Below are 23640 nucleotides of genomic sequence, written 5' to 3'. Positions count from 1 at the left end.
GGGGACCGGCCTTCCTGCATTAACGCGGCACGATGAAGACCGCGCTTTCACGCACATGCAGCGACGGGTCGTCCAGCGATTGCAATTCGATCGCAATCTTGTTCGACCCCTTCTCGCCCACGCCGTGCGGCACGCGCAGGCGGATCGGCCAGCCCAGCGTTTCCGTCGGCTGCAAGGTCACTTCTTCGCGCGTCAGCAAGGTCAGGCCCGGCAAGCCGGAGGCGCTGATCTTGAAATGCTGGCTTTGCTCGGACGTGTTCATGATCTGCAGGCGGTAGACGTTTTCGATCATGCCGTCTTCCACTTCGCGTCCCATCGAACCGCGGTCGCGGATCACGTCCATTTTCAGGGGCGTGCGCAGGGCCAGCGAGGTACATACGGCGATGATGATCAGGGCAAGGATGGAAGTGTAGATCAGGACGCGCGGGCGCATGGCGCGCTGGCGTATCTGCTTCGAATTGAAGTTGTTTTCCATCGCATGGTCGGTGCTGTAGCGTATCAGGCCACGCGGCCGCTCGACCTTGTCCATCACGCTGTTGCAGGCATCGACGCAGGCGGCGCAGCCGATGCATTCATACTGCAGGCCGTTGCGGATATCGATGCCGGTCGGACACACCTGCACGCACAGGGTGCAGTCGATGCAATCGCCCAGCTTGTCGTTGTTGCCGGCCTTCTTGCTCATGGCGCCGCGTGGTTCGCCGCGCTTGGCATCGTAGGTGATGATCAGGGTGTCCTGGTCGAACATGGCGCTCTGGAAGCGCGCGTAGGGGCACATGTATTTGCACACCTGCTCGCGCAGCCAGCCCGCGTTGCCGTAGGTTGCCAGGCTGTAGAACAGGACCCAGAACCATTCCCAGGGACCGAAATTGAGGGTGGTCACCTCGCGCGCCAGTTCCTTGATCGGTGTGAAGTAGCCGACAAAGGTAAAGCCCGTCCATAGGGCGATGGCGCCCCATACCACATGCTTGGCCGTCTTCTTGAATGCCTTGCGCACGGACGGGCCCTGCTTGTCGAGGGCCATGCGCGCGCTGCGCGTGCCCTCGATGCGGCGTTCGACCCACAGGAAAATTTCCGTGTATACCGTTTGCGGGCAAGAGAACCCGCACCACACCCGCCCGGCAATGGCCGTGACGAGGAACAACAAATACGCACAGATGATCAGCAGGGCCGCCAGATAGATGAAATCCTGGGGCCACAGCACGACGCCGAAAATGTAGAACTTGCGCGTGGTCAAGTCGAACAGCAGGGCTTGCCTGCCATTCCAGGTCAACCACGGCAAGCCGTAGAACGCGAGCTGGGTAAGCCATACGCATACCCATCGCCAGGTAGCGTAGCGTCCTTTGGCCTCGCGAGGGTAGATCTGCTCGCGGGCCGCATACATCTTGATAACTTGAGGTTCCATTACATCATTTCACGGGCGTCTGAGGATTCGACAGGCTCCAGACATACGCCGACAGCACGTGTACCTTGGATTCGCCGAGGAAATCGCTGAAGGCCGGCATGGTGTTGCTGCGTCCCTTGCGTACGGTTTCCATGATGGTATCGGCGCTGCCGCCGTACAGCCAGACCTTGTCCGTCAGATTCGGCGCGCCCAGCATCTGGTTGCCCTTCGCATCGGCGCCATGACAGGCCATGCAGGCGCCAAACTTGGCTTTGCCCAGCACGGACTTGACGGGATCCGAGGTCGAACCGGACAGGCTCAGCACATAATGGGCCACGTTCTCGACATCCTTTTCGGAACCGAGGGCGGCGCCCATCGGTGGCATCTGCCCATTGCGGCCGTGCAGGATGGTGGCCTTGATGATGTCGGGTTCGCCGCCATACAGCCAGTCCTTGTCCGTCAGGTTGGGGAAGCCCTTGTTGCCGCGTGCATCCGAACCGTGGCATTGCGCGCAGTAGGTCAGGAACAGGCGCTGGCCGATGGCTTGCGCTTGCGGATCGGCGGCCACCGTCTTCAAGTCCTGGCTCAGGTACTTGTTGAACAGGGGGCCGTAGTCGGCTTCCGCCTTCTTCAGCTCTTCCTCGTACTGGCCCGTCGATTTCCAGCCCAGGCTGCCGGCATAGTTGCCCAGGCCCGGATACAGGAACAGGTAGGCCAGCGCGAAGACGATGGTGATGTAGAACAGCCACATCCACCAGCGCGGCATCGGCGTATTGAGTTCCTTCAAGTCCTCGTCCCAGACGTGGCCCGTGGTGCCGTCGGCGGGAGCGCCGGCGACCACTTTCACTTTCGACTGCGAGTACAGCAGCACGCCACAGCCGATGATGCCCAGCAGGGACAGCACGATGATGTAGATATTCCAGAAGCCATTGGTAAAGTCAGCCATGGTTATGCTCCTTCGCCAGGTTCATCTCGGCTTCGGCCGGATAGTCGAGCGCGTCGTCGGCGAACGGCAGGCGTGCCGCCGCGTCGAAGTCGCTGTTGCTGCGGCTGAACGTCCACCACAGGATGCCCACGAACGTCGTAAAGGAAACCACCGTCATGACGCTGCTGGCGCTGTCAAACAGGTTTTCGATTGCCATGCTAATTCCTTGTTTTGATTAATGTACCGAGGCCTTGCAGATAGGCGACCAGGGCGTCTTCTTCCGTCTTGTCCTGCAGCTGCGCGGGGCCGGCGGCGATTTCTTCCTCGCTGTACGGCTGGCCCAGGCGTTTCAGGGCGCGCATCTTCGGCACGATTTCGTCAGGCACCAGCTTGGTCTTCGCCAGCCAGGGGTAGGACGGCATGTTCGACTCGGGCACCACGTCGCGCGGGTTGTTCAAGTGCGTGCGGTGCCATTCGTCGCTGTAGCGGGCGCCCACGCGGGCCAGATCGGGCCCCGTGCGCTTGGAGCCCCACTGGAACGGACGGTCATAGACGAACTCGCCGGCGACCGAATAGTGGCCATAGCGTTCCGTTTCCGCGCGCAGCGGACGCACCATCTGCGAGTGGCAGTTGTAGCAGCCTTCGCGCACGTAAATGTCGCGGCCCGCCAGGCGCAGCGGCGAATACGGCTTCAGGCCGGCGACCGGTTCCGTCGTGCTCTTCTGGAAGAACAGGGGGACGATCTCGACGGCGCCGCCGATGCTGATCACCACCGTGACCAGGGCGATCAGCAGCCAGGGGTTTTTCTCAATCCATGCATGTGAAAATTTCATTTGCTTTCGCTCCTATCAGGCGTGCGCCGCGTTCAGTTCCGGAATGCGGGCGACGGGGAGTTTGCTGCCGCGCAGGGTCATCCAGGTGTTGTAGCCCATGATGCACATACCCGACAGGTACAGCAGGCCACCGGCCACGCGCACCACGTAGTACGGATACGTCGCTTTCACGCTCTCGACAAAGGTGTAGGTCAGGGTGCCGTCCGGATTGACCGCGCGCCACATCAGGCCCTGCATCACGCCGGCGATCCACATGGCGGCGATGTACAGCACGATGCCGATGGTGGCCACCCAGAAGTGCACGTCGACCAGGCGCGTGCTGTGCATCTGCGTGCGGCCAGCCAGGCGCGGCAGCAGGTAGTAGATCGAACCCATGGTGATGAAGCCCACCCAACCCAGAGCGCCCGCATGCACGTGGGCAACGGTCCAGTCGGTGTAGTGCGACAGCGAGTTGATGGTCTTGATCGACATCATCGGACCTTCGAAGGTGGCGATGCCGTAGAACGACAGCGAGACGATCATGAATTTCAGGATCGGGTCGGTGCGCAGCTTGTGCCAGGCGCCCGACAGGGTCATGATGCCGTTGATCATGCCGCCCCAGCTTGGTGCCAAGAGGACCAGCGAGAAGACCATGCCGATCGATTGCGTCCAGTCAGGCAATGCCGTGTAGTGCAGGTGATGCGGGCCCGCCCACATGTAGGTGAAGATCAGCGCCCAGAAGTGGACGATGGACAGACGGTACGAGTACACGGGGCGCTCGGCCTGTTTCGGGATGAAGTAGTAGACCATGCCCAGATAGCCGGCGGTCAGGATGAAACCCACCGCGTTATGGCCGTACCACCACTGGATCATGGCGTCCTGCACGCCCGCATAGGCGGAATACGACTTGGTGAACGAGGCTGGCATGACGGCGCCATTGACCACGTGCAAAATCGTCACGGCCAGGATGTAGGCGCCGAAGAACCAGTTGGCCACGTAGATGTGCTTGACCTTGCGCTTGATCAGCGTGCCGAAGAACACGATGGCGTAGGCGATCCAGACGACGGCGATGAGGATGGCGATAGGCCATTCCAGTTCCGCGTATTCCTTGCCGCGTGTCATGCCCATGGGCAGGGTAACGACGGCGCACAGGATCACGGCTTGCCAGCCCCAGAAGGTGAAGGCGGCCAGTTTGTCGGAAAACAGGCGCACCTGGCAGGTGCGTTGCACGACGTAGTACGAGGTAGCGAACAGGCCGCAGATGCCGAAGGCGAAAATCACCGCATTCGTGTGCAGCGGACGCAGGCGTCCGTATGTCAGCCATGGTATGTCGAGGTTCAGGGCAGGCCAGGCCAGCTGAGCGGCGATGATAACGCCAACCAGCATGCCGATGATGCCCCATACCACAGTAGCGACCGCGAATTGCTTCACGATCTTGTAGTTATAGTTCAGCGATTGATCCACAAAGACTCTCCCTGGAATTACTATTTATGATGGTGGCCAGAGAGTAAGTGTTTGACCGTGAAAAAACTTTGATGTGGATCAAAATTCCCCGGATGAAATAAGCGTAGCGAACTGGCATCGAAATAAAGCGGTATTTCGGTCAAATTCCGCTCAAAAAAGCCATACAAGATCCCTGCAATCCGGGCGGATTGGGGGGCAGACGCGCCGGCCGGGCTGGTGCGGTCAGGGATGCGGTTCGCCAGGCGCCGGCTGGGGCGGCGTGTCGTCGTCCTGCAGCACGCGCAGGCCAGGTCCGACGAGGTCGTCGAACTGGCCGCCGTCCGAGGCCGTGAAGTAGACCCACAGGGCGATGAAGACGACCACGACGCTCAAGGGGATGAGGAGATACAGTGCTTCCATGTTCAGGCTTTCCGCAGGCGCAGGGCGTTGGCGATGACGACGGCCGAGCTGGCAGCCATGCCGACGCCGGACAGCCAGGGGTTCAAGAAACCCAGCGCGGCGGCCGGGATGGCCGTCAGATTGTACAGGGTGGCCCAGCCCAGGTTCTCGCGGATGATGCGCATGCTGCGCGCGGCCGTCTTCGCCGTGTCGAGCACGGACACCAGTTGGCTCGACAGCAGCACCGTGTCCGCATGCGCCTGCGCCAGGGCGGCGCCGGACCCCATGGCGAAGGACACGTCGGCGCCGCTCAGCACGGCGGCATCGTTGATGCCGTCGCCCACCATCGCCACGACGGCGCCCGTCGCCTGCAACTGCTGCACGAAATCGAGCTTTTCATCGGGCAGGCATTCGCCGCACGCCGTATTGATGCCCAGTTCCGTCGCCACGCTTTGCGTCAGCGCTTCCTGGTCGCCGCTGAGCAGCACGACCTGCTTGCCGCGCCGGTGGAAATACGCGACCACGTCGCGCGCTTCCGGACGCAGCGCGTCGCTGAGTAAAAAGCGCGTCAGCCAGCGCCCCTGCGTGCCCAGGTACAGCGGCGTCATGCCCTGCATGCCGACGGCCGTGTCGCCCAGCGGCGGCCCGGCGATGGCGGCGACAAAGGCCGCATTGCCCAGGCGGTAGCGCACGCCGTCGACGACGCCTTCCAGGCCCTGGCCTTGCACTTCCTGCAACTGTTGCGCATGCATGCGAAGTTGCTGTCCTGGCAACTCATCCGCTGCCGCCAGGATCGCCTGCGCCAGCGGATGGGCGCTGCCCGCTTCCAGCGCGGCGGCCACTTGCAGGCATGCGTCTTCGCTCAGGCTGCCGAGTCCCTCGATTTGCCGCAGCACGGGCCGGCCCAGGGTCAAGGTGCCCGTCTTGTCGAAGACGATGTGGGTGGCGCGGTGCAGGGTTTCCAGGACGTGGGGCTGGACGATCAGCACGCCGCGCCGCAGCAGGCTGTCGGTGGCGGCCGCCAGCGCCGTCGGCGTGGCCAGCGACAGCGCGCACGGGCAAGACACGACCAGCACGGCAATCGCCACGGGCCAGGCTTGTGTCGGGTCATGCCAGCTCCAGAAGGCGAACACGGCGACGGCGAACAGCAGCAGACCCAGCACAAACCAGGCGGCGACCTTGTCGGCCCACTGCGCGATCTGCGGCTTGCCGCTGCCGGCCCGCTCGATCAGTTTCAATAAATCGGAAAGCGTGCTTTCGCGTGCCGGTTTCAGCACGCGCAGGATCAGCGCCGCGCTGGCGTTGATGGCCCCGCCCGGCACCTGTTCACCTGTCTTGCGTCGCTGGGCCGCGCTTTCGCCCGTCAGCAGCGACAGGTCCAGCGCACTGCTCCCCTCGATGATGACGCTGTCGGCGGCGATCGCTTCGCCCGGCTTGACCAGAATGACATCGCCCACGGCCAGGCTGCCGGCAGGCACCAGGGTGGTGGCGCGGTTGTCGGGAAAGCCCGCCATCAGCGAGGCAGAGGCGGGCAAGGCGTGCTGCAGGCGCTCGAGCGCGGAAGCGGCCTTGCGGCGCGCCTGCAGCTCGAAATAGCGGCTGCACAGCAGCAGGAAAATGAACATCGTGGCCGAGTCGTAATACACCTCGCCGCGGCCCGTGAAGGTCGCCACCACGCTGCCGAAGAAGGCCGCCAGGATGCCCAGTGCGACGGGCACGTCCATGCCCAGGGTGCGCGCGCGCAGGCTGGCCCAGGCGCCCTGGAAGAACGGCATGGCGGAGTAACAGATGGCGGGCAGGGTCAGCAGCAGACTGGCCCAGCGCATCAGGCTGGCCATATTGTCGTCCAGGGTGCCATCCTCGGCCAGATAGGCGGGCGCCACGTACATCATCACTTGCATCATCGACAGGCCGGCCACGAACAGCTGGCGGCCCAGGGTCTTGCTGGCTTTTTGCAGGCGCTCGCCGTGGCGCACGGCGTCGTACGGATAGGCCGTGTAGCCGACTTGCCGCACGGCTTGCAGGATGTCGCCCGGCTCGCACTGGGCGCGGCTCCAGCGCACGTACAGGCGCTCGGTGGCGACGTTCAGGCTGGCCGCCTGCACGCCTGGCAGGCGCGTCAGTTGGCGCTCGATCAGCCAGACGCAGGCGGCGCAGCGGATGCCTTCGACGGACAAGGTCGCTTCGCAGCTGCTGGCGTCGCGCGCGAATTGCGCGTCGTCATTGCTGTACAGGCGCAGTTCGGGCGGTACCATGGTCGCATCGGCCGCATTGACGGCATATTCGTCGCGGTCGCGGTAATAGGCGCTCTGGCCGATGTCGACGATGGTTTGCGCCACGGCTTCGCAGCCGGGGCAGCACATGGCGCGCGGCACGTCGTCGATGGTGACGTTCCAGCTCGAGCCGCTTGGCACGGGCAAGCCGCAATGGAAGCAGGCGGGGGGTTGTAAAACAGCATTCATAGGTTTGTTTTCACGCGTCTTTTCATGGATGGCCCGTGACGCACAGGGCGTCGAGCCAGCCCAGCGAGACGCCATTCGCGGCGCGCAGCAGGCCCAGCAAGCCAAAGCCCAGCACCAGCAAGCCGCTGGCGATGCGCACGGGACGGCGCTGCATCTGCGTGCGCAAGCGCGTGCCCAGCAAACCCATGCCCAGCAAAGTGGGCAGGGTACCCAGGCCGAAGGCGGCCATCGTGGCCGCGCCGTTCAGGGCCGAGCCCTGCATCATGGCCGTCAGCAGCGCGCTGTAGACCATGCCGCACGGCACCCAGCCCCACAGCCCGCCCACGGCCAGCGCTTTTAACGGCGTATCCATCGGCATCAACGGTTTCAGCAGGGGGCGCACGCGGCGCCAGACGACGTTGCCGGCCGCTTCCAGATGGGCCAGGCCGCGCCAGGCATCCATCAGGTACAGGCCCAAGGCAACGAGCATCAGGTTGGCCAGCCAGTAGCCGGCCACTTGTAGTGACGCCAGGTGCAGCATGCCCGCGCCCGCCAAGCTACCGGCCAGGGCGCCGGCCAGCATGTAGCTGACTATGCGCCCGCCGTTGTAGGCCAGCACGCGCAGCACGTTCGTTTGCAAGGTTGTCTGCAATGCCGGCCGTGCCACGGCGATGGCGATCACGGGCCGTGTTGGGGCCGGTGCGCCGCCGCCCAGCGACAGGGCGCCCACGATGCCGCCGCACATGCCGATGCAGTGCACGCTGCCGGCCAGGCCGACGAGGAACATGGGCACGAGGCTGAGGGCGTTCATCGCGTGGCGCTACACCGTTTTCGAGTAGCGCAGCGGCTGCACCGCGTCGGGCGCCGTATTCGCGCGCGCCAGGGTCAGGTAGCGGTCGAAGACCATGCAGATATTGCGAATCAACAAGCGCCCTTTCGGCGTCACCGTCAGCCAGTCTTCCTCGATGACGAGCAAGCCATCTCTCGCCAGTTCGCGCAGCTTGTCCAGCTCGGCGGCGAAATAGCTGCGGAATTTCACGGGGTGCGCTTGCTCGATGCTGGCGATCGACAATTCGAAATTGCACATCAGCATCTGGATGATGATACGGCGCAACAAATCGTCCGTGTCGAGCTTGATGCCGCGCGCGATCGGCAGCACGCCTTCGTCGAGCTTTTCATAGTACGCGTCGAGCGTCTTTTCATTCTGGCTGTAGACGGCACCGACGGAACTGATGGCCGACACGCCGCAGGCGATCAGGTCCGCTTCCGCGCGCGTGGAATAGCCCTGGAAGTTGCGGTGCAAGCGGCCCTGGCGTTGCGCCACGGCCAGGTCGTCCGTCGGCTTGGCGAAATGGTCCATGCCGATGTAGACATAGCCGGCGGCCGTCAGGCGCGCGATGCACAGGCCCAGCATGGCCAGCTTGGTGGCGCTGTCGGGCATGTCGGCGTCGAGGATGCGGCGCTGCGGCTTGAACAGATGCGGCATGTGCGCGTAGTGGTACAGGGCGATGCGGTCGGGGCTGGCGTTGATCACCTTGCGCAGCGTTTCCGTCATCGTTTCCAGGTTCTGTTTCGGCAAGCCATAGATCAGGTCGATGCTGATCGAGCGGAAACCGGCGTCGCGCGCGGCCTGCATGATGGCCACCGTTTCCGCTTCCGGCTGGATGCGGTTGACGGCTTTTTGCACGTCGGCGTCGAAATCCTGCACGCCCAGGCTGATGCGGTTGAAACCTTGCGCGCGCAGCGAGAACACGCGTTCGCGCGACACGGTGCGTGGGTCGATCTCGATCGAATATTCGCCGTCTTCATCGGATGCGAATTCGAAATGCTGGCGCAAATGCGTCATCAGTTCGTCCATCTGCTTTTCGCTCAGGTAGGTGGGCGTGCCGCCGCCGAAGTGCAATTGCTCGATCTGGTTCATGCCGGCAAACAGCTTGCCCTGCATGGCGATTTCCTGTTTCAGATAGCTGAGATAGGTGGCGGCCTTGCTGCGGTCTTTCGTGATGATCTTGTTGCAGGCGCAGTAATAGCACAGGGTATCGCAGAACGGTACGTGCACGTACAGCGACAGCGGACGGCGGCCGCCGCGCATGCGCAGGGCGGCCAGCGCTTCGAGGAAGTTGCCATAGCCAAAGTCGGCATGGAAACGGTCGGCGGTCGGGTAGGACGTGTAGCGGGGGCCGGACTGGCTCATCTTGCCGATGATGACCGGGTCGAATTCGACGACGGCGTCCAGGTCGGCGGAAGCACTGCTGAGTAGTGTAGGCATGATGTGTATGAAGTCTTGAAAGGTTTAGGCGGCCAGGCGTTTCATGGCGGTGGGCTTGCCGGCGTTCGCGGCGCCGCCCTTGCCGCCGGGCATGGCGACGCGGCGCGGTGGCGGCATCTTGCCGAAATTGAACAGGCTCACGGCTTGCGACAGGCTGGCCGCTTCTTCCGCCAGGCGCGTGGCCGCCGCGGCCGCTTCTTCCACCAGGGCCGCGTTCTGCTGCGTCACCTGGTCCATGTGGGCGATGGCCTGGTTGACCTGGTCGACGCCGATGCTCTGTTCGCGCGAGGCGATCGAGATTTCCTGCATGATGGCCGTCACCTGCTTGACGGAGCTGACCACCTGCTCCATGGTGGCGCCGGCGCGGTTCACCTGCAGCATGCCGGCGCCCACCTTGCCGACGGAAATTTCAATCAGTTGCTTGATGTCCTTGGCCGCCACGGACGAGCGCTGCGCCAGGTTGCGCACTTCGCCCGCCACGACGGCAAAGCCCCTGCCCTGCTCGCCGGCACGCGCCGCTTCCACGGCCGCGTTCAGGGCCAGGATGTTGGTCTGGAAGGCGATGCCTTCGATCAGGCCGATGATGTCGACGATTTTCTTCGACGAGGTATTGATGTCGTCCATGGTGGTGATCACTTCGGAGACGATCTCGCCGCCCTGCACGGCCACTTTCGAGGCAGCCACGGCCAGCTCGTTCGCCTGCACGGAGTTGTCCGCGTTCTGTTTCACGGTCGACGAGAATTCTTCGATGCTCGAAGCCGTCTCTTCCAGGCTGGCCGCCTGCGATTCCGTGCGGCCCGACAAATCCATATTGCCGACGGCAATTTGCTTGGTGGCCACGGCCATGGTTTCCACGTTGATGCGCACGTCGCGGATGGTGGCGATCAGGTTGCTGTTCATCTGTTGCAGCGCGCGCAGCAATTGCCCCATTTCATCCGTGCTGTCCGTTTCGAAACTGCCCGACAGGTCGCCGGCGGCAATCGCCCGTGCGCCGTTCAGGGCCTTGCCCAGCGGCTTGAGCACGGACATGCGCAAGGTGTACCAGAGGAAAACGTTGATCAGGAAACCGAACAGGGTGGCGCCGAAGATGGCGTAATTGGTGATCTTGCCGCCGCTGGCGAACAGGCTGATGACGCACACCAGCAGCTGCAGGCAGTTGACGATGGAGGTGGCGGCCCAGATGCGCAGGTTGAGCGACATGTGCGTCAGGTTGTGCAGCAGGTGCGCGAGGCCCGGGCGCACGATCTGGCCGTGCTTGATGACGATGTTGCCGCCTTCCTTGTTGCGGATGGCCGCATAGGCTTCCTCGGCCGCTTTCACCTGATCTTTGTCCGCCTTGACGCGCACGGACATGTAGCCGATGGTCTTGCCCGCTTCGCGGATCGGCGTGACGTTGGCGCGCACCCAGTAAAAGTCGCCGTTCTTGCAGCGGTTCTTGACCAGGCCCGTCCACGGCGTGCCGGCCTGGACCGAGGCCCACAGGTCGGCGAACGCTTCGGCCGGCATGTCCGGGTGGCGCACGATGTTCTGGGGTGAACCGAGCAGCTCGGCCTCGCTGAAGCCGCTGACCTGGCTGAAGTACGGATTCACATACACGATATTGCCGTTCATATCCGTTTTCGACACGATGGCCTGATCGTCCAGGACGAGGACTTCACGGTTAGTCACTGGCAAATTTTGTCGCATGGTCGCGGCTTCCTGATCAGTTGAATAGCTAATTGGTGAGTAAGACTTGCACGATTGCAAGAATGGAGATCAGTGTAAGGAGTCGCCTGCGCAAATTTATTGATGTAGATCAAAATCCTCCAGATTGGTCGTGCTTGCACGCATTTAGCAATAGCAATGCGGCATTGTTTTAAAGCTACTGGTTGCCGTTGGTGGCTAATCCACGCCCGCCGTCAGCGGGCGCAGGCTGCCCACGGCGTAGCCTTGCGCGTAGTCGATGCCCAGCTCGCGGATGACGGCCAGGGTGGCTTCGTCTTCCACGTATTCGGCCACCGTTTTCAAGCCCATCACGTGGCCCACTTCATTGATGGCCTTGACCATGGCGCGGTTGATGGCGTTGCTGGCGATGTCGCGCACGAAGACGCCGTCGATCTTCAGATAGTCGACGGGCAGCGCCTTCAGGTAGCCGAACGAGGAAAAGCCGCTGCCGAAGTCGTCGAGCGAGAAGCGGCAGCCCATGGCCTTGAGCTGGCGCATGAACACTTGTGCCTTGGGCAGGTTGGCGATAACGGCCGTTTCCGTGATTTCAAAGCAGAGCTGCTCGGGCGCGATGGCGAATTGCACGAACTGCTCGGTGATGTAGTCGTGCAAGCCGGCATCGGCCAGCGACATGCCCGACAGGTTGACGGAATACAGGGCCGGTGCGCGGCGCCGGCTTTCCGCCATCGCTTCGATCGGCGGCAGGCTGTCGCGCACGCTCTCGATATGCGCGCAGACGGCACGGATGACCCAGCGGTCGATGGACAGCATCATGTCGTAGCGCTCGGCGGCGGGGATGAAGGCGCCCGGCAAGATCAGGTCGCCCTGGCTGTTGCGGATGCGGATCAGCACTTCGTCGTGGTGTTCCTGGCTGTCGTTCAGGTGCACGATGGGCATGGCGTACAGGCGGAAGTAATCGTGGGCGAACGCTTCGTTCAGGCGCGAAATCCACAGCATTTCGCCGTGCCGCTGGGCCAGCATGACGTCGGACTCCTGGTAGACATGGATGCGGTTGCGGCCCTGCTCCTTGGCCAGGTAGCAGGCCTGGTCGGCGGCGCTCAGCAGCTCGCTCATGGACTTGCTGTCCTGGCTGATTTCGACCATGCCGATGCTCACGCCCAGCTCAAAACTGCGGCTATCCCAGGCGAAACGGAAATCGCGGATGGACTGGCGCAGCTGTTCGCCGATCTGGCGTGCATGGTCGAGCGGACAGTGCGGCAACAGCACGCCCAGTTCGTCGCCGCCCAGGCGCGCGAGGATGTCGCTGTCGCGCATTTGTGCCTGCAGCATTTTCGCCAGCAGCTGCAGCAGCACGTCGCCGGCGCCATGGCCGCAGGTATCGTTGATGACCTTGAACTGGTCCAGGTCCAGGTACAGCAGCGCATGCACGTGGCCATCCTGCTTGGCCGTGTGCAGGGCGCCGGCAACCAGGTGTTCGAATTCGCGCCGGTTGATCAGGCCCGTCAGGGTATCGTGCGTGGCGTGCCACGACAGTTGCTGGCTCAGCTTGCGCTCATGGCTGACGTCGCGGAACACGACGACGGCGCCGAGGATGTCGCCGTCGCGCGACCAGATCGGCGCGGCCGAGTCTTCCACGGCGATGTGCCGTCCATCGCGCGTGACCAGCTGCGAATGCGCTGAAATGCCGATGGCCTGGCGCTGCTGCAGGCATTTGTATGCCACGTGTTCGAGCGCTTCGCCCGTGCGTTCGTCGACCAGCGGCAAGGTCTGGCTGATATCCATGCCGCGTGCCAGTTCGTTGCTCCAGCCCGTCAATTGCTCGGCCACCCGGTTCAGGTAGCGTGTCTTGCCGTACGGATCGGTGGTGATGACGCCGTCGCCGATGGAGCTGAGTGTCACTTCGGCCAGTTCCTTGCGCTCGGCGATCAGCAGTTCGCGCAGCATGTGCTCGGTGATATCCCAGATGATGCCCAGGGTGCGGTCGGGCTGGCCATCCGCATCCGTGAACACTTGCGCCTTGGCCGCCAGCCAGCGTTCGCTGCCATCGGGCCAGACGACGCGGTATTGCAGGGCGTAGCCGTCGCGCTGGCGCACGGCTTCCTGCATCACCTCGAGCAGCGGGCCCTGGTCATCCACATGGACGAAGCCGAGAAAGGTGCGAAATGGCTGTGTCAGGGCCCGCTCTTCCAGGCCCAGCAAGGCAGCCCCCTTGGCCGACCAGCTGACCGTGCCGTCGATGACCTGGCCGTCGATGAGGCGCGAATCCCAGATCGCCATGTGCGCCGCCTCCAGCGCCATCTGCAAACGTTTTTGCTGGTCGCTCATCGTCCTCTCCCGAGATGGATATAAGGATAGATACGCGGCTGGTGTTTAAGTTCCCGGTATCTCGGCGGGCGTCGCGGCCGAGGCACGCGCCACGTCGCGCACATTCTTTTGCACGGCCACGGCCGCAAACAGACTGAGCAGGAATGCCATCGCGTAGAAACCCTTCTCGCTGTTCTGCAGGGTGGCGTTCCACAGGCCGACCGTCAGCAGCAGCAAGGCCAGCAGTACGGAAATCCAGCACAGGCCGAAATAGATGCCCGTCACGGCGATGCCCTCGGCGCGGTCGCGCACGGATTTTTGCAGCGAGATGGCGGCGAACAGGCCGTACATGAGGATCGTGAAGTAATAGCCCTTCTCGTTGAGCGCCATGCTGGCGTGCCACAGGCCGGACAGGTAGGTGATGACGCCGATCAGCAATGCCGCCCAGGAGGCGCCGATAAAGGCGCTGCTGGGACGTTGGATGGGGGAAGTCTGCATAGGGTCTCCATGGACGGACGGCGCCGCCGGCATGGCCGGGGCGGCAGGCACGGATGCGCCTGCCGCCCCATCAGATCAGAAAGTTTATTTGCTTGACTTGACCATGCGCAACAAAGCCGACACGGCCGTGACGCCGGCCAGCACCAAGCCACCGGCGATGAGGCCGGCTACCGCGTTGATCAGGCTGGGCGTGACGGCTGCCAGCACGGGGCCGATGCCGGCCACGCCGCCGACGGCAGCTTCCGCATGGTGCAGCATGCCGCTGGCCCACGGCCAGCCATGCGTCAGAATGCCGCCGCCGACCATGAACATGGCCAGGGTGCCCACGACGGAGAGAAATTTCATCAGTTTCGGCGCCGCCGACACGAGCATGCGGCCAAAGCCACGCACGCCGTCCATCAGCGCGCCCGCGCCCTTGCGCGCAGCCAGGTAAAAGCCGGCGTCATCGAGCTTGACGATGCCGGCCACCAGGCCGTACACGCCGACCGTCATGAGAAGGGCGATGCCGACGACGACGGCCACCTGCTCGGCGAAGGTGGCCGCGGCCACCGTGCCCAGCGCGATGACGATGATTTCCGCCGATAAAATGAAGTCGGTGCGGATGGCGCCCTTGATCTTGTCTTTTTCCAGCGCGACGAGGTCGACCTGCGGGTCGCGCAGCGCCTGCGCCAGCTCGGCCTTGTGGCTGTCGTCCGGGTGCAGGTATTTGTGCGCGATCTTCTCAAAACCCTCGAAGCACAGGTAGGCGCCGCCCACCATCAAGAGCGGCGTGATGGCCCACGGCGCAAACGCGCTGATGGCCAGCGCGGCAGGCACGAGGATGGCCTTGTTTTTCAGCGAACCGACGGCGACGGCCCAGACGACGGGCAATTCGCGTTCGGCGCGCACGCCGGCCACTTGCTGTGCGTTCAGGGCCAGGTCGTCACCGAGCACGCCGGCCGTCTTCTTGGCGGCCACCTTGGTCATCAGGGAAACGTCGTCGAGGATGCTGGCGATGTCGTCGAGCAGGGCCAACAGGCTGGAGCCGGCCATCTCAGCGCGCTCCCGCTTTGGTGACAGGGAATCGGGGAGCGAAGAAAGTGTTGTTTTTCATGATGTTATTCTTGGTTGTACGGCAAGGGATGGCCCAGGTAAGGCATGACTGCGATCTTACCTCAGGGCGGGCCGGCAAGGCCGCACTGAGCGGGTTAAAATTGCCCCTCATTCCCATTTTTTTGGAAACCGCATGCCATTTGCCACCTGGATCACCTTTGTCGTCGCCGCCTCCATCATCGCCGTCTCGCCCGGCTCGGGCGCCGTGCTGTCGATGTCGCACGGCCTGTCGTACGGGGTGAAAAAGGCCAGCGCCACCATTCTCGGCCTGCAGCTGGGGCTGCTGGTGGTGCTCGGTATCGCCGGCGCCGGCGTCGGCTCTTTGCTGCTGGCCTCCGAAGTGGCGTTCAATATCGTCAAGACAGTGGGCGCCCTGTACCTGATCTACCTGGGCCTGTCGCAATGGCGCGCCAAGGTGGCGGTGGCCGGCGACCTGCATGCCGACGCCGTGGTTCCGTCCTGGCGCCGGCGCGTGCTGACGGGTTTTTTGACGAACGTGACGAATCCGAAGGGCATCATCTTCATGGTGGCGGTGTTGCCGCAATTCATCAGCCCTGCTGCGCCCTTGCTGCCGCAATTGCTGATCCTGGCCGTTACGATGTGCACGATCGACCAGATCGTCATGCACAGCTACGCTTTCCTCGCTTCGTCGATGCAGCGCTTTTTCCGCGACGCCAAGGCCGTAAAGAAGCAGAACCGCTTCTTTGGCGGCTTGCTGATGGCCGTCGGCGCCGCCCTGTTCTTCGTCAAGCGCGGAGGCCAGACGGCATCCTGAACGAAGTCAATATGCAAACATTTGTAAGCCCGCTTGCGGTACTTGCCCGATAGGACTGTAATCGGCCTGTTGTCTTCCTTTCATCTGCGTCCTGCCTGGAGCGCGCCATGCGTCCGACCCTGCCCCTGCTGAAAACCATCTGCGCCGTGCTGCTGTCGTCGGCGTGTTCCCTGGCCTTGGCCGAGGATCCGCCCGCCCGCGTGGGGCGTATTTCCACCGTCGAAGGGCAGGTGCTGGTGCGCGCCGGCGATGGCGACGCGCAAAACGCCCTGCTGAACTGGCCCGTCACGACGGATAACCGTTTGAGCACCATGCGCGGCGCGCTGGCCGAGTTTCGCGTGGGCGCGGCCGCCGTGCGCCTCGATGGCGATTCCGAGCTGGAAGTGAGCGAGCTCGATGACGACAGTTTCAAATTGCACCTCAGCTATGGCACGGTCAGCGTGCGCGTGCGCAATCCCGACGCGCTGCGCGGCTTCGAGCTGACCACCGCCCAGGCCCGCGTGATCCTGACCCAGCCGGGCTGGGTGCGCATTGAGGCGGGGCGCCAGCCCGGCGCCAGCGTCGTCAGCGTACTCGACGGTGCGGCCGACGTGGATGGCGCAACGGGCAGCGTCACCTTGCGCGCAGGCAAGCGCGCTGAACTGACGGACGAAGAATTGCGCACGGGCGCCTTGCAGCGGATCGCCTTCGACAACTGGCCCGAAGCCTTGCCCGCCGCCGCGCCGGCCTTGCGCTATGTCACGGACGATACCACCGGTTATGAAGAGCTGGACCGCTACGGCGCCTGGCAGGAAGACGCGGAATACGGCCCCTTGTGGCTGCCCAGCGCGGTGCCGGCCGGCTGGGCGCCGTACAGCGACGGGCGCTGGACGTGGATCGCACCGTGGGGCTGGACCTGGGTCGACAATGCGCCGTGGGGTTATGCGCCCTCGCACTACGGCCGCTGGGTGCTGCTGGGCCACCGCTGGGGCTGGGCGCCGGGACGCGAGCGCGGCCGCGTGCCCTGGGCGCCGGCGCTGGTGGGCTGGGTCGGCGGTAATCATGGACCACATAACGGACCACAGCATGGCCAGCGCCCCGGCGTCGGCTGGTTTCCTTTGTCGCCGCACGAGCGCTACGTGCCCGGCTACCGCGCCAGCGCCGAGTATGAGCGCCGCATCAACCGGATGGCCGAGGGGCGCCGCCCCGTGGCGGGCGAGCGCGAACGGCGCGAAGGCATGACGATGCTGCCCGGCGAGCGTTTTGGCGGCTCGCGGACGGTCGACGTGCCGCGCCGCAACCGCACCACCATGCCGCCGCCCGTCATGCAAAGCTTGCCGTTGAGCACGGCGCCTGCGCCGGCTGGCAACTGGCAGCGTCCCGCCGAGCCGAGGGAGCCCCGGCGCGACTGGGTGAACCGTCCCGGCCGCTTGCAGACGGACGATGGACTGACGCACATGGCGCCGCGTCCCATGCAGCCGAACCGGCCGCCCGTTCCGGCCCAGCCACCGGTGCCGCAACAGCCCCTGATGCCGGCCATGCCAGCCATGCCGGCCTTGCCGCCCGTGCAAGATCATGTGGCCCGGCCCGGATGGCGTGGCGAGGAGCGGCCCCGCGCCGACTGGCACCGCGCCGAGCGTGCTCCCCGCCGCGAGGTGCTGCAGACGGCGTCGCCCGTCTTGCCTGCTCCGCCGCCCGTGGCCCAGCCGCGCCCCGCGCCGCCGCCGATGCCGGCCCCAGCCGCCCGTCCGCCCCAGGAAGCGCGCGGTGCCGAGCGCGCCAATCCGCCGCGTGAGCGCAACCATGAGCGTCACAACGAGCGCGGCGGCCCCGGCCGCAATGGCCGGATGCAGGAAGTGGAGCGCTGACGGCGGTGCCGTCTGTCGCGCCGTATCGACGTTCAAGCCGCGAAATGCGCAGTTCGTCACATACAGGAGGCAAAGCCGCCGTGGTTTGTCTACAGTACGACCACTGCTTATCCTCCAAGTGACAGCATCGCTTTTCCGGCTATTTTGTCCAAACGAAATAGTTTTCGCCAGCTTACAAAGCTGGCTTTTTTTTTGCCTTGCCGTCTGCGCCGTGGCGGCTGGCGCAGCCGTCCTCAAAGTTGGCTACAATACGCTTTTATGCAGCCGCCGCGCGATAAGCGCTGCCTGTTCTGACCGGCACTGATTGGATTTCCCATGCAAACGACCCCACCGACCGAAGTGACGATTCCTCCCAGCGAATCGCTGATCGAATACCCGAGCGATTTTCCCATCAAGATCATGGGCCCGACGCATGTCGACTTCGCGCCGACCATGCTGGAACTGGTCATCAGCCACGATCCGACCTTCCACGCAGGCCGCATGGAAGAGCGCCCATCGGGCAAGGGCAATTACACGGGCCTGACCGTCACCGTGCGCGCCATCAGCCGCGAGCAGCTCGACGCCCTGTACACGGCGCTGTCGGGCCACCCGATGGTCAAGATCGTCATGTAAGCAAGGTGGGCGCTTCGCGCGCCTGGAAGGCGGCGATTTCTTCGCCCAGCCAGGCACGGAAGGCGCGCACCGGCTCGCGCTGCGCCGCAGCGGGCGGGCTGACCAGGTAATACGCGTCGGCGCAGGGCACGGCCATATCGAACAGGCGCACCAGCCGCCCCGCCGCCACCTCCTGCAGCGCCACCACATGGCGCACCAGCGCCACGCCGTCGCCATCGATGGCCGAGCGTATCAGCATCGACAAATCCTCGTACAGTACGCCGCCCACGGGCTCGGCCAATGGCAAGCCGGCCGCTGCCAGCCATGGCCGCCACGGTTCGAGCGAGCGCAGCAAGGTTGCGTGCGCCAGTTCGGCCGGCGTGGCCGGCAAGTTGCCGCCCCGGTAATGGGGACTGCAGACGGGGTAATACACGTCGCCCATCAGTGGCTGCACCAGCAAGCCCGGATAATGGCCGCGGCCGAAGCGGATCCCCACGTCGATGCCCTCGCCTTCCAGGTCCTGCAAGGCGCCGCTCGTTTGCAGCAGCACTTCGATGCCGGGATGACGTTCGATGAAATGCCCGAGGCGCGGCGCCAGCCAGCGCGCCGCAAACGAGGGAATCGCCGTGATCGTCAACCGCGTATTGGCGGGCGCGGGCCGCAGCGCTTGCGCCGCCGTGGCGATCTCCGTAAAAGCCTTGCCCAGCACCAGCGCAAATTGCCGCCCCTGCGGCGTGACCGTGACGTGGCGGCCGTTGCGCTGGAACAGCAGCAAGCCTAGCTCATCTTCCAACTTGCGCACCTGGTGGCTGATGGCGCCGTGCGTCAGGTGCAGCTCCTCGGCCGCGCGTGAAAAATTGCCATGGCGGGCGGCCGCCTCGAAGGCGCGCAATGCTGAAAAATTAGGCAGTCTGGACATGACGGTTTATATGAATAAAAGTAACAACAACAACGAATATAACTCGTTTTGTTAGCTTCACACGGCGCTTTATGATGAATCCTGTTCACTTATCCACAGGAATCCGCCATGTCCCTCATTTTGTATGTCGACCGCAACCGCATCAGCCCGTACTCCCTGTCCGCCTTTGTCGCCCTGAGCGAAAAGCGGGTTTCCTTCACCGTGCAGGACGTCGACCTGGACGCGGGCGCGGCGCGCCAGCCGCCGTTCAGCACCCTGAGCCTGACGCAGCGCGTGCCCGCCATCGACCATGGCGGCTTTATCCTGACGGAATCGAACGCGATCGCCGACTACCTCGACGACGTCTTTGCCGCGCCCGACTATCCATCCGTGCTGCCGCGTGACGTGCGCCAGCGGGCACGGGCGCGGCAGGTGCAGGCGTGGCTGCGCAGCGACCTGCTGGCGCTGCGCAACGAGCGCGATTCCACCGTCGTGTTCCACCCGCCCCGCGCGGACCATGCGCCGCTGTCGCCGGCGGCGCAGGCCGCGGCCGCCAAGCTGCTGCAGATCGCGGGCGAACTTGTGCACGGTGACTACCTGGCTGGCGCCTGGAGCATCGCCGATACGGACCTGGCCCTGATGCTGTTGCGTTTGATCAAGAGCGGCGAGCCCGTGCCCCCTGCCCTGCGCGACTATGCGCTGGCCCAGTGGCAGCGCCCTGCCGTACAGCAGTGGCTGGCCCAGGTGCCGCAGCCGATTTAGTCAGACGCCACACGAGGGCAAAGGCCGCGCTGGCCGCCGCCGTCACCCACAGCAGCGGCTTTTCGCTGCCGTCCGTGATGGCGGCGATGACGGCGCCGCAAACGGCCGTGATGAGCATCTGCACGAAGAAGAACAGGCCCGAGGCGCTGCCCGCCTGGTCGCCATACGGCTGCAGCACGGCCAACTGGCAGGCGGGAATCGCCATGCCCACCGACACCATCACCAGCAGCATCGGTGCCACCAGCGATGCCACGTGCCGCGGTGCCAACGTACCCGCCAGCAACAGGCTGGCCGCGCCCGCCACATTGATCAGCACCGCCACGCCCAGCATGTAATCGGCGCCCAGGCGCGGTCCCAGCGCGCGAAACAGGCTCGAGCCCGCGATATAGCCGCTGACCGTCAGCGCGAACACGAGCGCATATGCGTGCGGCGACAGATGCATGCCTCTTTGCAACAGCACGGACGATTCCGCGATGAACGGAAAATACGTGCAATACACGCAGCCGATGGCCAGCGCATAGCGCAGGAAATACGCATCGCCCAGCAGGCGGCGGTACAGCGCCAGGGTATGTCCTTGTGGCGCGACGCTGGCCGGCCTGGTTTCCGGCACATACGCGGCGATCAGCCCCAGCGACAGCGCTCCCAGCAGGCACAGCACGCCAAATACGGCGCGCCAGCCGAATGCCGCGTCGAGCACGCTGCCGGCCAGCGGCGCGAGGATAGGCGACAAGCCCATCACCATCGAGATTTTCCCCAGCACGCGCGCCTGCGTGGCGGGATCGAAGCGGTCGCGCACCATGACCCGGCCGATGATGGTGCCGCTGCAGCCGCCGAACGCCTGCAGCACGCGCGCGGCGATCAGCACGTGCACGTCGCTGGTCACGGTGCAGACGATGCTGGCGAGCACATAAATGCCGGTGCCGGCCAGCAGCACGGGACGGCGTCCGTAGCGGTCGGCCAGCGGCCCGCAAGCGAGCATCGAGGCGGCCGAGCCGGCCATGAACAGGCTCAGCGTCAGTTGCAACTGGGCATCGCTGGCATGCAGGGCATCGGCCATGGCCGGCAGCGAAGGTAAATAGATGTCGATGCTGATGCGCGACAGGCAGACCAGCAGCAGCACGATGCCGCCCCAGGCCCATACAGCGATTTGTTTCTGCATTGTTTATACGATCCATACAAGCGTGCGCCCCGCTGGCGCACCGGAACGGTGAGAGTAGGATGGTTGTGGTGTAATGCGAAGTGCCACTCATCAGAAAACTCATTGGACCACTTGGACGATTATCATGCCGCGAGGAAAATCACCGCACGCCCTGGACTTGCCTCGCCCGACCAGCTGGCTCGACAAGGAAGGCGTCAACAAGCAGGATGGCGCGTATGAAGCGCTGCGCTCGGCCATCCTGACGAAGATGCTGCCGGCCGGCAGCCGTTTGCCGTCCAGCCGCACCCTGGCCGAACGGTGGGAGTTGTCGCGCGGCACCATCGAAACCGTGTTCGACCGCCTGCACGCGGAAGCGTATGTGACGCGCGTGCCCGGCTCCGGCACGCGCGTGTGCGCCGTCGTGCCGGAACGTTTTTTGATGGCAGGATTTGGCGAGGCCACCCTGGCGGCACCGGCTGTGGCGCCCGCGCCCGCATCGGACACGGGCGTGCGCGACGGCTTGCCGTTTGTTGCGCGGCGCGCCGACGCCAGCCTGTTTCCCATGGCCGCCTGGTCCAAGTGCGCCACGCGGGCACTGGCCGCCGTCACGCCGGAGCAGCTGTGCAGCGCCGACCCTGCCGGCCTGCCCCAGCTGCGCCAGCAGATCGCCGACTTCCTCGCCAAATACCGCGGCATCCGCTGCGACCCGCAGGACATCGTCGTCACGACCGGCATCCGCCACGCGATCGACTTGCTGGCGCGCGGCATCGTGCGCAACGGCGATAAAGTCTGCCTGGAAGATCCGGGCTACCCGGCCGCGCGCGCCCTGTTCGCCCTGGCCGGCGCCGTGCCCGTGGACATTGCCGTCGACGCCGAAGGCATCGATTGCGCCGCCCTGGCCGCGCACGCGGATGCCTGCCTCGCCTACGTGACGCCGGCGCACCAGTCGCCGCTGGGCGTGACCATGTCCGTCACGCGCCGCCTGGCCTTGCTGGAATGGGCGAACGACAATGGCGCCTGGGTGGTGGAAGACGATTACGACAGCGAATTCAATTACCACAGCGCGCCGCTGGCGGCCCTGAAGGCGCTGGACCAGTACCAGCGCGTGATTTATTGTGGCAGTTTCAACAAGACTCTGTTTGCCGGCCTGCGCGTGGGATTCATGGTGCTGCCGCCCGCTTTGCGCCCGCAGTTGCTGCGCATCGTGCAGTTGACGGGCCGCTCCGTGGGCGTGACGGAACAGCTGGCGCTGGCCGCCTGGATGGAGGAAGGCGCCTTCGTGCGCCATTTGCGCCAGGCGCGGCTGGCCTACAAGGAGCGGCGCGACCTGTTGCTGGTCTGTCTCGAGCAGACCGCGCCCGGCCGCTACACGATCACGGGACAGCAGGCGGGTTTCCATTGCGTGCTGTGGCTGCCGCAAGACAGCGATGAACGGGTGTTTTGCGCGCGCGCCGCGCAAGAAGGGCTGGCGCTGCAGCCGCTCGGCGACTTTTGCCACAGCGCAAAATTGGCGCCGGCCGTGCTGCTCGGTTATACGGCCTTGAGCCTGGCCCAGGTACGCCACGCTGCACAAAAATTGGGCAGATTGCTGCTGTTGCCAGAGTCCGCCCCGGAATGAAACGGCCGCCTGGCTTATAATCACGGCTTCGCCGCAGCGTCCGCAGGGCGCCGGCAGCTGATTACAGAATCTGTCATGACCACCACCCGCACCGAAACGGCGCTGATCCGCGAACTGGGCCGCGTCGATTACGAGCCCACCTTTGCCGCCATGCGCGCCTTTACCGACGCGCGCACGACGGAGACGCGCGACGAACTGTGGATCGTCGAGCATCCGCCCGTGTTTACGTTGGGCCTGGCGGCCGACCGCGGCCATCTGCTGGCTGGCGCAGATGCGATTCCCGTGGTGCAGACGGACCGGGGCGGCGAAGTGACGTTCCACGGTCCCGGCCAGGTGGTGATTTACCTGCTGATGGACTTGCGCCGCAACAAGCCGGGCGGCAAGCTGTATGCGCGCCAGTTCGTGCATAAAATCGAGCAAGCCATCATCAACGTGCTGGCGGCGTATAATCTCGCTGGCGAGCGCATCGATGGCGCGCCTGGCATTTATATTGCCGGCGGACCAGACAAGGGTGCGAAGATCGCCGCGCTGGGCTTGAAAGTGCGCGGCAACGGCTGCACCTACCATGGCGTATCGCTCAACGTGGCGATGGACCTGGCGCCGTTTTCCTGGATTAACCCTTGTGGCTATTCCGGACTGAAGACGGTGGACATGCGCAGCATGGGCGTGGTGGCGCCGCTGGCCGAAGTGCAGCGGGCCCTGGCCCATGAATTGACCGTATTACTCGATGTAAGCGAAGCAAACAGCGCCGCAGGCGCGCCTCAGGCAGCGGATGCCTGAGC

Annotated in this window: 21 protein-coding genes; 6 read left to right on the top strand and 15 right to left on the bottom strand. The window is 64.5% G+C overall.

From position 1 onward, the window contains the following. Positions 1–19: 19 nt before the first annotated feature. From ccoG to OPV09_RS01105, 13 genes are all read right to left on the bottom strand, one after another. Positions 20–1402, bottom strand: a complete 1383-nt coding sequence (gene ccoG / locus OPV09_RS01165) for a cytochrome c oxidase accessory protein CcoG (protein WP_139143377.1) — start codon at positions 1400–1402, stop codon at positions 20–22. A 4-nt stretch (positions 1403–1406) separates the two neighbouring features. Next, positions 1407–2327, bottom strand: a complete 921-nt coding sequence (ccoP, locus tag OPV09_RS01160) for a cytochrome-c oxidase, cbb3-type subunit III (RefSeq protein ID WP_338680220.1) — start codon at positions 2325–2327, stop codon at positions 1407–1409. Next, the gene (locus tag OPV09_RS01155; protein WP_034752515.1) at positions 2320–2523 is read right to left on the bottom strand and encodes a cbb3-type cytochrome oxidase subunit 3; all 204 of its coding nucleotides are present in this window, start codon (positions 2521–2523) and stop codon (positions 2320–2322) included. The genes ccoP and OPV09_RS01155 overlap by 8 nt, the downstream gene beginning before the upstream one ends. Position 2524: 1 nt before the next feature. Then, positions 2525–3139 (bottom strand): cytochrome-c oxidase, cbb3-type subunit II, encoded by a 615-nt coding sequence (gene ccoO / locus OPV09_RS01150; RefSeq protein ID WP_034752513.1) that lies wholly within the window; start codon positions 3137–3139, stop codon positions 2525–2527. A gap of 15 nt (positions 3140–3154) precedes the next feature. Next, positions 3155–4582 (bottom strand): cytochrome-c oxidase, cbb3-type subunit I, encoded by a 1428-nt coding sequence (ccoN, locus tag OPV09_RS01145; protein WP_034752511.1) that lies wholly within the window; start codon positions 4580–4582, stop codon positions 3155–3157. A 222-nt stretch (positions 4583–4804) separates the two neighbouring features. Beyond that, positions 4805–4981 carry a cbb3-type cytochrome oxidase assembly protein CcoS gene (gene ccoS, locus OPV09_RS01140; protein WP_034752510.1) on the bottom strand — a complete coding sequence of 59 codons (177 nt, stop codon included), beginning with the start codon at positions 4979–4981 and terminating at the stop codon, positions 4805–4807. Positions 4982–4983: 2 nt separating this feature from the next. Then, positions 4984–7422, bottom strand: a complete 2439-nt coding sequence (locus OPV09_RS01135; RefSeq protein WP_338680217.1) for a heavy metal translocating P-type ATPase — start codon at positions 7420–7422, stop codon at positions 4984–4986. Between the two features lie 22 nt (positions 7423–7444). Then, positions 7445–8212 carry a sulfite exporter TauE/SafE family protein gene (locus OPV09_RS01130; protein ID WP_338680215.1) on the bottom strand — a complete coding sequence of 256 codons (768 nt, stop codon included), beginning with the start codon at positions 8210–8212 and terminating at the stop codon, positions 7445–7447. Positions 8213–8221: 9 nt separating this feature from the next. Further along, positions 8222–9670, bottom strand: coding sequence for an oxygen-independent coproporphyrinogen III oxidase (hemN, locus tag OPV09_RS01125; RefSeq protein ID WP_338680214.1), 1449 nt, complete (start codon positions 9668–9670; stop codon positions 8222–8224). A gap of 24 nt (positions 9671–9694) precedes the next feature. Further along, positions 9695–11356, bottom strand: a complete 1662-nt coding sequence (locus tag OPV09_RS01120) for a methyl-accepting chemotaxis protein (RefSeq protein WP_338680213.1) — start codon at positions 11354–11356, stop codon at positions 9695–9697. A gap of 195 nt (positions 11357–11551) precedes the next feature. Next, positions 11552–13660 (bottom strand): EAL domain-containing protein, encoded by a 2109-nt coding sequence (locus OPV09_RS01115; RefSeq protein WP_072456125.1) that lies wholly within the window; start codon positions 13658–13660, stop codon positions 11552–11554. A 45-nt stretch (positions 13661–13705) separates the two neighbouring features. Continuing rightward, a complete protein-coding gene (gene yiaA / locus OPV09_RS01110) occupies positions 13706–14137 on the bottom strand; it encodes an inner membrane protein YiaA (protein ID WP_338680211.1) in 432 nt (143 codons plus the stop codon). Between the two features lie 84 nt (positions 14138–14221). Continuing rightward, positions 14222–15169 (bottom strand): DUF808 domain-containing protein, encoded by a 948-nt coding sequence (locus OPV09_RS01105; protein WP_139092122.1) that lies wholly within the window; start codon positions 15167–15169, stop codon positions 14222–14224. A 193-nt stretch (positions 15170–15362) separates the two neighbouring features. On the opposite strand from OPV09_RS01105, the gene OPV09_RS01100 reads away from it, so the two are divergent. The 3 genes from OPV09_RS01100 (at position 15363) to OPV09_RS01090 (ending at position 18463) form a co-directional block, all read left to right on the top strand. Continuing rightward, a complete protein-coding gene (locus OPV09_RS01100) occupies positions 15363–16004 on the top strand; it encodes a LysE family transporter (RefSeq protein ID WP_219328641.1) in 642 nt (213 codons plus the stop codon). 107 nt (positions 16005–16111) lie between these two features. Further along, on the top strand, positions 16112–17851 hold the full coding sequence (locus OPV09_RS01095; protein ID WP_338680208.1) for a DUF6600 domain-containing protein: 1740 nt from the start codon (positions 16112–16114) through the stop codon (positions 17849–17851). A gap of 315 nt (positions 17852–18166) precedes the next feature. Next, positions 18167–18463, top strand: coding sequence for a DUF493 family protein (locus OPV09_RS01090; RefSeq protein ID WP_034752493.1), 297 nt, complete (start codon positions 18167–18169; stop codon positions 18461–18463). Here the strand turns inward: OPV09_RS01090 and gcvA are convergent. Next, entirely contained in the window at positions 18456–19361 is a 906-nt protein-coding gene (gene gcvA, locus OPV09_RS01085) for a transcriptional regulator GcvA (protein ID WP_338680207.1), read from the bottom strand. The two genes, OPV09_RS01090 and gcvA, sit on opposite strands and share 8 nt — an antisense overlap. 108 nt (positions 19362–19469) lie before the next feature. Here gcvA and yfcF point away from each other — a divergent pair, with 108 nt between their 5' ends. After that, positions 19470–20102 carry a glutathione transferase gene (yfcF, locus tag OPV09_RS01080; RefSeq protein ID WP_338680205.1) on the top strand — a complete coding sequence of 211 codons (633 nt, stop codon included), beginning with the start codon at positions 19470–19472 and terminating at the stop codon, positions 20100–20102. Here yfcF and OPV09_RS01075 read toward each other — a convergent pair. Continuing rightward, entirely contained in the window at positions 19996–21261 is a 1266-nt protein-coding gene (locus OPV09_RS01075; RefSeq protein ID WP_338680204.1) for a multidrug effflux MFS transporter, read from the bottom strand. The genes yfcF and OPV09_RS01075 overlap by 107 nt on opposite strands. Positions 21262–21385: 124 nt before the next feature. On the opposite strand from OPV09_RS01075, the gene OPV09_RS01070 reads away from it, so the two are divergent. Then, positions 21386–22858, top strand: a complete 1473-nt coding sequence (locus OPV09_RS01070; protein ID WP_338680203.1) for a PLP-dependent aminotransferase family protein — start codon at positions 21386–21388, stop codon at positions 22856–22858. Between the two features lie 75 nt (positions 22859–22933). Further along, positions 22934–23638: a lipoyl(octanoyl) transferase LipB gene (lipB, locus tag OPV09_RS01065; protein ID WP_219328647.1), complete on the top strand. Its 705-nt coding sequence runs from the start codon at positions 22934–22936 to the stop codon at positions 23636–23638. Positions 23639–23640 lie beyond the last annotated feature (2 nt).

The organism is Janthinobacterium sp. TB1-E2, assembly GCF_036885605.1.
Classification (GTDB): Bacteria; Pseudomonadota; Gammaproteobacteria; order Burkholderiales; family Burkholderiaceae_D; genus Janthinobacterium; species Janthinobacterium aestuarii.
This window is presented reverse-complemented; position numbering and strand designations above follow the sequence as displayed.

Bases quoted from the DNA above. Each gene is read 5' to 3' on its own strand.
- ccoG (WP_139143377.1), bottom strand. From the start codon at position 1,402: ATGGAACCTCAAGTTATCAAGATGTATGCGGCCCGCGAGCAGATCTAC.
- ccoP (WP_338680220.1), bottom strand. From the start codon at position 2,327: ATGGCTGACTTTACCAATGGCTTCTGGAATATCTACATCATCGTGCTG.
- OPV09_RS01155 (WP_034752515.1), bottom strand. From the start codon at position 2,523: ATGGCAATCGAAAACCTGTTTGACAGCGCCAGCAGCGTCATGACGGTG.
- ccoO (WP_034752513.1), bottom strand. From the start codon at position 3,139: ATGAAATTTTCACATGCATGGATTGAGAAAAACCCCTGGCTGCTGATC.
- ccoS (WP_034752510.1), bottom strand. From the start codon at position 4,981: ATGGAAGCACTGTATCTCCTCATCCCCTTGAGCGTCGTGGTCGTCTTC.
- OPV09_RS01135 (WP_338680217.1), bottom strand. From the start codon at position 7,422: ATGAATGCTGTTTTACAACCCCCCGCCTGCTTCCATTGCGGCTTGCCC.
- OPV09_RS01130 (WP_338680215.1), bottom strand. From the start codon at position 8,212: ATGAACGCCCTCAGCCTCGTGCCCATGTTCCTCGTCGGCCTGGCCGGC.
- hemN (WP_338680214.1), bottom strand. From the start codon at position 9,670: ATGCCTACACTACTCAGCAGTGCTTCCGCCGACCTGGACGCCGTCGTC.
- OPV09_RS01120 (WP_338680213.1), bottom strand. From the start codon at position 11,356: ATGCGACAAAATTTGCCAGTGACTAACCGTGAAGTCCTCGTCCTGGAC.
- OPV09_RS01115 (WP_072456125.1), bottom strand. From the start codon at position 13,660: ATGAGCGACCAGCAAAAACGTTTGCAGATGGCGCTGGAGGCGGCGCAC.
- yiaA (WP_338680211.1), bottom strand. From the start codon at position 14,137: ATGCAGACTTCCCCCATCCAACGTCCCAGCAGCGCCTTTATCGGCGCC.
- OPV09_RS01105 (WP_139092122.1), bottom strand. From the start codon at position 15,169: ATGGCCGGCTCCAGCCTGTTGGCCCTGCTCGACGACATCGCCAGCATC.
- OPV09_RS01100 (WP_219328641.1), top strand. From the start codon at position 15,363: ATGCCATTTGCCACCTGGATCACCTTTGTCGTCGCCGCCTCCATCATC.
- OPV09_RS01095 (WP_338680208.1), top strand. From the start codon at position 16,112: ATGCGTCCGACCCTGCCCCTGCTGAAAACCATCTGCGCCGTGCTGCTG.
- OPV09_RS01090 (WP_034752493.1), top strand. From the start codon at position 18,167: ATGCAAACGACCCCACCGACCGAAGTGACGATTCCTCCCAGCGAATCG.
- gcvA (WP_338680207.1), bottom strand. From the start codon at position 19,361: ATGTCCAGACTGCCTAATTTTTCAGCATTGCGCGCCTTCGAGGCGGCC.
- yfcF (WP_338680205.1), top strand. From the start codon at position 19,470: ATGTCCCTCATTTTGTATGTCGACCGCAACCGCATCAGCCCGTACTCC.
- OPV09_RS01075 (WP_338680204.1), bottom strand. From the start codon at position 21,261: ATGCAGAAACAAATCGCTGTATGGGCCTGGGGCGGCATCGTGCTGCTG.
- OPV09_RS01070 (WP_338680203.1), top strand. From the start codon at position 21,386: ATGCCGCGAGGAAAATCACCGCACGCCCTGGACTTGCCTCGCCCGACC.
- lipB (WP_219328647.1), top strand. From the start codon at position 22,934: ATGACCACCACCCGCACCGAAACGGCGCTGATCCGCGAACTGGGCCGC.